The organism is Acetobacter senegalensis, assembly GCF_001499615.1.
Lineage (GTDB): Bacteria > Pseudomonadota > Alphaproteobacteria > Acetobacterales > Acetobacteraceae > Acetobacter > Acetobacter senegalensis.
Genome location: NZ_LN606600.1, coordinates 2038070 through 2047500, shown reverse-complemented (window position 1 = coordinate 2047500; position 9431 = coordinate 2038070). Strand labels below are relative to the sequence as shown.

Here is a 9431-nt window from a genome sequence, read left to right as displayed (position 1 = left end):
CTTTCTAAGCTAACACCAACACACCGTCAACCCCTCTCGCAAATCAAACAAAATACCCCAGTCAACAGCCACTGAATCGGAAAAATACCACCCCCAACCCACTCATAAACCTCAAAAATCACCCCATCAGAAATGTTAACTATTATCCATGATTGCGCCCATCTTCACCCCAGCAAGACCCACACAGCCTCAGGAGCAGCCGTAGCCCTCAGCAGATAACCAAGCACACCATACGCCGGAAGTAAGAAACCACTTCCGCATAGCTTCCCCATCCCAGCCCCGAACCCCCAGCACCCTCACGCCACGACAAGGCACTCATGAAGCAACACCACAACAACGACCTGAGCGCCCCAGGTACTTAACAACCGCAGAAAGCAGCCCCTCCAACCCCGCAAACAAAGCAAAAAAAATCCCCGCAAAAAACGGGGATCTCTTTGTGTTCTGGCGAACTGCTTATTTGGCAGCAGCGTCATCCGGCAGCGTGTAGGCTATGATGTAATCTCCTACATCAGGAGAGTGGCTCATACCGCCAGCGGAGATAACCACATATTCCTTACCCGTTTTGGGAGAACGGAAAATGAGGGGAGCAGCGACAGCGCCAACCGGCAGACGTTCGCGCCAAACTTCCTTGCCTGTGCCGGAATCCAGTGCACGCAGATAATAGTCCTGTGTGCCCGCAAAGAAGACCAGACCAGAAGCTGTTGACGTGGGGCCACCCAGAGTAGGCATACCCATGGGAACCGGCAGGTGGGTCTTTATACCCATCGGACCAAGATCCTGCGTTGTGCCCATGGGCACCTGCCACAGCATCTTTTTGCTATGCAGATCAATGGCGCTCATGGTGCCAAAGGGAGGCGTATTACAGGGCACCTGCAGCGGAGATTGCAGAATATCAATCCGCACCCCGGCATAAGGGCCAGCCACCTGCGGACGAATGGTGCCCATGAAGCCCGGCACTTCATCAGTGGAAACTTTATATTTTTTTGCCTCTTCACGGTTCACCAGCGTCATACGCAAGGGCATGCGCATATCGTTGACGAACATGATGCCGCGGGCTTCATCAATGGAGATACCGCCCCAGTTCATCCCGCCCAGCAGGCTGGGCCATTCAATATAGGGTTTTTCACCCGGCGGCGTGAACGGACCTTCATAAACCGAATCCTTGAACATGATCCGGCAGTAAAGCTGGTCAAACGTGCTGACACCCCACATGGAGCTTTCCGTCAGCGGATCCGCCCCAATGGTCGGCATACCAACAGAGAACGGCTGGGTGGGAGACAGATGTTCGCCCTGCGCTGTAGGGGACGTTGGAACCTTCCGTTCCTGGACTTCGGTAACCGGCTTGCCGGTGCGGCGGTCAAGAACAAAGATATGTCCAGTCTTTGTGGCCTGAATCAGGGCAGGAATTTTTTCACCCTGAGCATTGGTTACATCATACAGGACAGGCTGAGACGGCAGGTCATAATCCCAGAGATCGTGATGGACTGTCTGGAAGACCCACTTTGTTTTGCCCGTAGAGGCATCGACGGCCACAACGGCTGCACCAAATTTTTCCTTGGCGACTGTCCGGTCTCCACCCCAGTAGTCAGGCGGGCCATTACCGGTAGGCAGGTAAACGAGGTTCAGCTCTTTATCATAAGTGGGGATGGTCCACACATTGGGGGTTTCCAACGTGTAGGTCTGATCTTCGGGGGGAGCACCGGTATTTTCCGGGTCACCTACATCCCAGGCCCAGACCAGAGAGCCGTTCCGCACATCATAAGCGCGCACGACACCTGAGGGTTCACCGTGAACAATATCACGCACCCAGCCGCCAATAACAGCAACATGACCCATAACAACCGGAAGGGAGGTTGGGTGATAGCGTTTACCACCTTCAACTGGGCCCATCTGTTTTTTAAGGTCAACCTGACCGTTTTCACCAAAACCGGCACACTGAGCACCCGTATGGGCGTCCAGCGCGATGAAGCGGGCATCCACGGTCGAAACAAGGATACGCTGATGGCACATAGGCGCAGCGTCATCTGCTGCCTTTTCCTCAGCCGTGAGGGTGGTGTCTTTCGCGGCATCATAATACCCAACACCGCGACACGTGACGTGTTCAGCAGTATGAGCCTTGGGGTCAAATTTCCAGATTTCTTTTCCGGTATCGGCTTCCAGAGCCGTGATCAGATTTTCCGGTGTGCAGGAATAGAGCACATTGCCAATCTGCTGCGGCGTGTTTTCATCCACCCCGGCACCCGGCCCATGTGTTCTTCTGCCCGTGTGGTAAACCCAGGCCACCTTCAACTTGCTGACGTTTGCCGGTGTGATCTGGGTGTAAGGGGCGTAACGGGTACCCTGAGCATTCCGCCCGTAGAACTCCCAGTCCTCGGGCACCTCTGGCTTGCCAGTTTGAGCCAGTTGAGGGTTTGCAGGAGATGCATCCGGATTGCTGATCTGCCCATGAGGGAAAAAGGCTTCCACCAATGTCACCAGCAGGCACCCAACAATGCCCAGACCGCCAAAAACCGTACCCCGCTGAACAGCTGACGGTGTTGCCGGAAAAGTCGCCACGGCCCACAAATTAAGGGCAAACAAAATGGCTGGCACAACCAGACGCGGCAAAAGCGCCCAGTATCCAATTTCAGGCGTGTCACATAGCGCCCACACAAAGGTTGCTGCAAAAACAACGCCTGAAACAATTAAGGTATACGGATGCTTCAGGAAAACCAGGACTGCCAGTGCAATATAAGCCACCCCGGCCAGCAGGTAATAACTTGATCCACCCAGCGTTAGAAGCTGCACGCCACCGTAAGCAAGCGCCAGACCAGCTGCAAGGCTGATAACAGAAAAAATGGCACGATAAATGCCACCTAACGGAGAATGGTGATCTGCGGGTTGAACGCCACCCATGCTATCACTCCAATATTGAAATCGTCCTGACAGCAAAGTGCCGGGCCGAGGTTACGATTAAATCCAGATACGCTGGTTTCTGATAAGAGGTTTTTTCTCGAAGGTCGCTATTTCCTGCACAAACTTCCGCCACCTGTCGGCCTGGGATACACCTTTTGCAAATCAAGCAGAGGATCTTCCTTTTGCGGAAAGACGGACTGCCCTCAAAGATGCATCCCGTGCACACAGGATGGCTGGCTTCTGTTACCGACGCGATGACTCTCCATCATTTTCCCAGAGGAATGGAAATTGCTCTGTGTCCAATATGTTTGATTGTGTCAAGGAAATGCAGCGTGAAATCTTCAGAAAAATGACAAAACTTTATTAAAAAATGGTCAAATACCCCTATTCCTTTCCAGAAAACCATGCAGCCCTGAACTCTGCGATCCCTTCCACGTGCAAGACTATTGCCATCGTGAAAACCTTCCCCTGATCTTCCCCCCCCAACACCCATTAAAATCCCCTTCTCCAAAGGCGTTGAAAATCACGTTCCGGTGAGAAAAAGTATCATTTCCCAGCACACTGCGATCAAGGGAGACCATCTTCCTCCGCCACGAACAAACAATTAACCAATTGATAATATTATATTTTTTATGAGAACGACTCGCATCAATAAATCTTGCTCTGTTTATGCCTATATAAAATAAATATGGAGAACTCATATTTCATATATTGGACATGGAACCTTTTTAGGTGCCTTAAAGAATGCATACACAGCAACGTTCAGAACTCGAGGCTCCAGGTAATATGACTCACTCTTCCTTGATGATCTTCTTTGACTGGTCTGGAAAATCCTAGACGTCCATATTTAATATTTTTCCTTTTTATATTTTACGTTTTTTATTTTAATAGAATGGAAATCTGTTTTTGAGCAGATATTCCCGGCTGATCAGCCACAACAATCAAAAAAAATAAAAATCACTTCCAGCAGGAAGTGATTACTATATCTGCGTTTATTTATACAACGATAATGTAACAATATTGTGTTTTTTACTAGATCTTTTTTTAAAGATTCTGAAAAGAAACATGCTATCTCATCGTGCCTTCCTTCAAATGAAAGAAGGTTCTCTTGGCGGAAGGCGGACCCTGACTCGTCAGGGTCCGTTTAAAAAACTGTTGGAGTTAAACATGTAAGATCTCATTTTCAGGAAAAATACGCGCGTATTTTTATTCCTGAGAGATCACTGAATTACACTTCCGAAAGGTTCTTTCTCCTTTAGTCCCATCTCCTATTTTCTCACGTTTTATCCGTACACCTTCTGGCCAGAGTGCCGAAACTTATCCGTGGTCAGATCATGTATCGCAAACGCAGCAACAGACTCTCTAAACACAAAGCATGCTCTGTCATCTGGGGAATAACGCTTGCAGGAGGAGTGATGCTCACTACCTCGTTCAGCATGGCGCATGCTGATGACGCGACCACAGCACCAACGCCTCCTCCTAAAAATCCAGTTTATGTAGACGTTATTTCTGGAACACAGTCTAAGGATGATCCCTCTCAACCTGATCCGCGTGTGCTTGTACGTCCTAAAAACTCTCCGCTGCCTGCAAGCGGTGTTCCCATCGCACCTTGGCCGGGTCTGGCCACAATGGTGGTTCCCAGTGTGGACGAATATCAAAGTTCAAAAACATTCCATAAAATGGAACTGGATGACCTGACAGGAAAAGAGGGCCTCTCCTGGCTTCTTCCATCAGAACTGGATGCCCAACGCCGCACGGATATGGATGATCCCTATTATGTTCCCACGGCCGGAAGCGGGCATCTTATTCCACAGATCATGCCTTTCAGAGAAAGGCTTCAAAAAAAGGGTTTTGTATTCTCCTTTTCTTATAAAGGAGAGGCTATGGCCAACATTCACGGTGGCATGCAACGCGGCATGGATTACGTGCATGAACTGACCCTGCAAATGAACTTTGATCTGGGGAAATTGGCTGGCTGGAACGGATGGTCCATTCATACGCTGCTTATGAACCGTGCCGGACGAGAAGTCTCACATGATCGCGTTGGAGAATATTACGTAAGCCTTATGGAAGTTTACGGTCTATCCGGTCATGTAGTGGCCCATCTTGTCGATTTTTATGCCGAGAAAAAATTCCTCCAGAACCGTATGGACATCACGTTTGGCCGTATGTCCCTTACGCATGTTTTCGCGACATCGCCCCTGATCTGTTCTTTTATGGTGACATGCTCAGCGCCTGTTGCCTTAAAAGTTGATCCTGGCTTTGCTGTTTATCCCAAAGCAACCTGGGGCAGCCGCGTACGCTTTCGTCCAACACGCGATACGATGGTGCAATTAGGCGCCTATCAGGTTAGCCCTCTTTCCACCAACCCCAGCGGTTGGGCTTGGGGTAGCGAGAACACAACCGGATTAATGTTGCCAATAGAGTTTACCTGGCAACCCTTCCTGACGCGAAACCGTCTTCCTGGCCATTATGTTTTTGGTTATGCACACGACACCTCACGCTATCCAGACGTGCTTGGAACCTCTCCCGCAAACAAGGTCATAGCAACAGGCCGCCTTCATAGCGCGCCGATGGATATGTTCTGGTTTGAAGGCGATCAGATGATTTACCGGAAAGGGGGGCGTAACCAGATGGCGGGCGGATACCTGATGGCGGGTTACATTCATAACACGCCTCATGTTTCCTCTATCTCGGATGAAGCCTATGGCGGGATTTCCTTTAATGGTGTCATCCCGTCGCGCCTGACGGACAGACTGGGTATTTTATACTCTTGGTATCATGTCAGTCATCGGAAGGAGCTTGGGCAAATGTACGCGCAGGATGCTGGCCTTTCCTTAGGGGCTCAGGTGTTGGCACCTCAGACTGACTCGCATGTCATTGAAGCCTATTACGCCATTGATGCCGTCCCCGGTGTTCTGGTGCAGCCGGAATTTCAGTATATGATCCGCCCCGGAGAAACATCCCGCCGCCCAGATGCTGCGCTTGTGGGCTTGAAAGTCATTGCCAATTTGTGACCGCTCTTTACGCTCCAAAAATACCGCACCGTCATCCATTTGGAAATTACCCACCGCGCGGCAAGATGGGGTGAGGGCTTCTTGCTCTCACCACGTACAAGCACCGACTTAAAAGCTTCTTGAAAACTCTATCAGGCCGGTCCGATGAGCTGTTGATGGCTGAATACGTGATTTTCGGCCCGATAGTCACGCATCAAATCTCCAGGGGTGCCTGTCCTGCTTTAGGACCACGTAGAGGGTTCGAAAAACTCTCCGTTATAAATGGGCCGGTAATCCGAACTCGTTAATCTCTTTATAGAGAGAAAACCACGAAGGGGGTTTAGAACTCTCTTTCTTACAGCCCCTCCTCTTCCGATTATTCAAACGATCCCCCCCCTAAAACTGACCCGCGTTCTGATCCCGAACAAAATTTTTAACATTTGTCTAAATTGACACTCAAATTTATTAACAATATCATAAGCATATATTACCGCTTGTTAAGATATGCTTATGAATGAGAGTATGCAGATCCTTCCGCAATTTGTTTTGCGCGTGTTGCGATCTGTTCTCTATCCTCTGAAAAGTGATTTCCCTTTATTACGTGAGCTTTCTTTTGAAAGCGAGAAAGACACAGACTCCTTTCGTGCCATTTTATATCATTGTGAATACCTCCAACGCAGCCACCCGAGCGATGGCCGCATCACCATGGTTATTGGCTGCACACGTTTATTATTGAATATTCCAACAACGTCTGAAGCGCTTGAATTACTCAACACTCGTGCGCCGTCACGTGTCTGCGCTACTCTTTTATTATGTGTTCGGGCGCATTTCCAAAACTGGTCCTTGGCCAAGGACGAACTCGCCGGGTATCTATCCCAGTACGTTGCCCTTCCCCATCCCGTCTTCAACAGTCTGGCAAAAACCATTACGTGCCATAATCAGTATGAAGGGTGGGCATCTCTTTCCTTGACTGGAAAGCTGGTGCTTACCGATTATACATCTCTTTCCACAAAAAATGTGAGCCTTATCATTGATAAGGAAACGTTTTCTCTGGCTTCTTTGGTCTATGTAAGAGAAGGGCCCGAGATCAGAATAACGTTGCCTGAGAATTGGAAAACAGCGCGATCCATCACCTTGGAATCTCCTGACAGAAAATACATCGGCACTGTTTTTAATATAGACAATTTTCTCAAAATTGACGGCTTTGTTGAAGCCACAGAAACGTATCTCAAAGGCTGGGCTCATTATCGTTCTGAACCAGAGCGGCCTGTGAAATTGCATATTACCGCGCAGTCCCCCCAAAAGCACACTTCCGACCGTTCTGCCCTTTACAGACCAATCAAAATAACAACCTGCCCCACAAAACTCTTTGACATCAGGAATCTTTCGGGAGAAGCATGCCTTCCCCCCTTCTCCTATCCTCTGAACAACATTTCTTTTTCAGAAAAAAGCTTGTCTGTCACAACAGAAACAGGTGTTCAATTATACGGCAGCCCTTTGCATTACAACATTTTAGCAGAACAAGCAGTTTTATATGCGCATGCAAGCCGCGAAGCTTTCCCGGCACTTTATAAGAAAAGAGCACACTCGTCTCAAAGCGGTATCAGGAAAGTTGTTGTTATCATACCGGTCTATAATGGATTTGAAGCAACCCGCTTATGCCTGCAACAAGTCTTACGCCACAATCCCGACAACGCGCGTGTTATTGTTATCAATGATGCCTCGCCAAATGAGGATATAGTCCATTTTTTAAATAGTCTTCCAGAAAATGAATATTTTTCTATTCTTCATAATGATCGGAATCTCGGCTTTCCTGCTTCTGTCAATAAAGGAATGCGTCAGAGAGAGGCGGGAGAGGATGTGATTCTTCTCAATAGCGATACGATTGTTTCAGAAAACTGGATTTATCAACTTCAAAAAGCCGTTTATTTAAAGGAGAATATCGGAACGGCCACGCCACTTTCAAACAATGCAACCATTTTCAGCTATCCGGACAAAGACGGAAAAAATCCTTTTCCAACGATCGAGGAATGTGAAGAATTAAATCGTATCATGATGCAATCCTGGCAGGGAGAACTTCCTGAGGTTCCCACCGCTCATGGATTTTGCATGTATATAAAATCTGAATGTCTGGAAAGCGTCGGATTATTCCGTGAAGATATTTTTGCTCAGGGATATGGTGAAGAAAACGATTTTTCTCGCCGTGCCACCGCATTGGGCTGGCGACATGTTGCGTGTTTGGGAACATATGTCGGGCACGCAGAAAGCCAGTCCTTCAGCCACGTCAAAACGGATCTGATGGGCCGTAATCTTGGTATTATGAATGACGTTCACAAGGGATATGGCCAGATTGTTCGAAACTGGCAGCTAAATGATCCTTTGCTATTTTACAGACGAAGACTGGATCTGGCACGCTTCAGGAAACACTATGGTTTGCAGAAATCAGTTTTTCTTATCGCGCATGATCGTGAGGGGGGCATTTTACGGCATATTGGTCATCGCTCTATTGATTACGTAAAGTATGGCTATGTCTCATTCACTCTAAAACCAGATCGACTGGAAAATGGAAAAAAGATCTGGCGTTTGGACAGCGTATTACAACAGCACTTTCCCAACCTGATCATCCCTCAAAGTCTTTCCGCTTTCCGCCATCTTGCAGAACATCTGAATTGCCAGAAAATAGAGATTCATAGCTATATTGGAAATGGCCTTGAAAATATTCTTCATCTAAGCCAGATCGGGCTTCCTTATGATGTCTATATTCACGATTATTCATGGTTCTGCCCCCAAATTACCCTGACGCAGGATTCAGGCACTTATTGCGGTGAACCCAGTGAGACAGCCTGTCAGTCCTGCTTGAGGGAACGCGGAAGCAAGACTGGGGAATACAGCGCCATTCCTGTGTTACGCCAAAAGAGCGCTGCCATTCTGGAACATGCAGAGCAAGTTATTGCGCCTTCTCAAGATACGGCACAACGACTGCGTCGCTACTTTAGCGCTCCGATAAACGTCATCCCATGGGAAATTGTACCAGATTTACGGGAAATCACTTTCCCTGCGCTTCCAGCCTCCCGAAAACGGATTATCGGCATTTTAGGCGCCATCAGTACAGAAAAAGGATTTTACCAGATTTTGGCTCTTGCCAGATTTATTGCGCAAAACGCCTTTCCTATTGAATTTGTGTTGATTGGCTACAGTTGCAACGACAACGCACTTCTGGAAACAGGTGTCGTGAAAATAACCGGGAAATACAAAGAATTTGAAATAAAGTACTTTATAGAAAAATTCAGGATCGACTGGTTTTTTCTTCCTTCCATCTGGCCGGAAACGTGGTCTTACGTTCTGACCCAGCTATGGATGGTAGAAAAACCAGTGATTGTGTACGATATAGGAGCCCCAGCCGAACGTATTCGGCAGGCAGGCGGAGGCCTTATTGTGCCTCTTCACATGCCCCATTCAAGGCTAGTGTGGATTTTGCATGATCCTGTGAAATTTCAGCAGGTCAGGCCAGACAACCATTCTTCCCGATAACCGTTTTTT

General features: G+C 48.2%; 3 protein-coding genes. 2 read left to right on the top strand and 1 reads right to left on the bottom strand.

Annotated features, from left to right (window positions below):
- Positions 1–453: 453 nt before the first annotated feature.
- Positions 454–2895, bottom strand: coding sequence for a membrane-bound PQQ-dependent dehydrogenase, glucose/quinate/shikimate family (locus ASN_RS09330; protein ID WP_058988008.1), 2442 nt, complete (start codon positions 2893–2895; stop codon positions 454–456).
- Positions 2896–4310: 1415 nt separating this feature from the next.
- On the opposite strand from ASN_RS09330, the gene ASN_RS09325 reads away from it, so the two are divergent.
- Positions 4311–5912, top strand: coding sequence for a carbohydrate porin (locus ASN_RS09325; protein ID WP_231948155.1), 1602 nt, complete (start codon positions 4311–4313; stop codon positions 5910–5912).
- Positions 5913–6413: 501 nt separating this feature from the next.
- Entirely contained in the window at positions 6414–9422 is a 3009-nt protein-coding gene (locus ASN_RS09320; RefSeq protein ID WP_058988007.1) for a glycosyltransferase, read from the top strand.
- The last annotated feature ends 9 nt before the right edge of the window (positions 9423–9431 follow it).

What these genes read in the sequence shown, in the direction of transcription:
- ASN_RS09330 (WP_058988008.1), bottom strand. Translation starts at nt 2,895, where the DNA reads ATGGGTGGCGTTCAACCCGCAGATCACCATTCTCCGTTAGGTGGCATT.
- ASN_RS09320 (WP_058988007.1), top strand. Translation starts at nt 6,414, where the DNA reads ATGCAGATCCTTCCGCAATTTGTTTTGCGCGTGTTGCGATCTGTTCTC.
- ASN_RS09325 (WP_231948155.1), top strand. Translation starts at nt 4,311, where the DNA reads ATGCTCACTACCTCGTTCAGCATGGCGCATGCTGATGACGCGACCACA.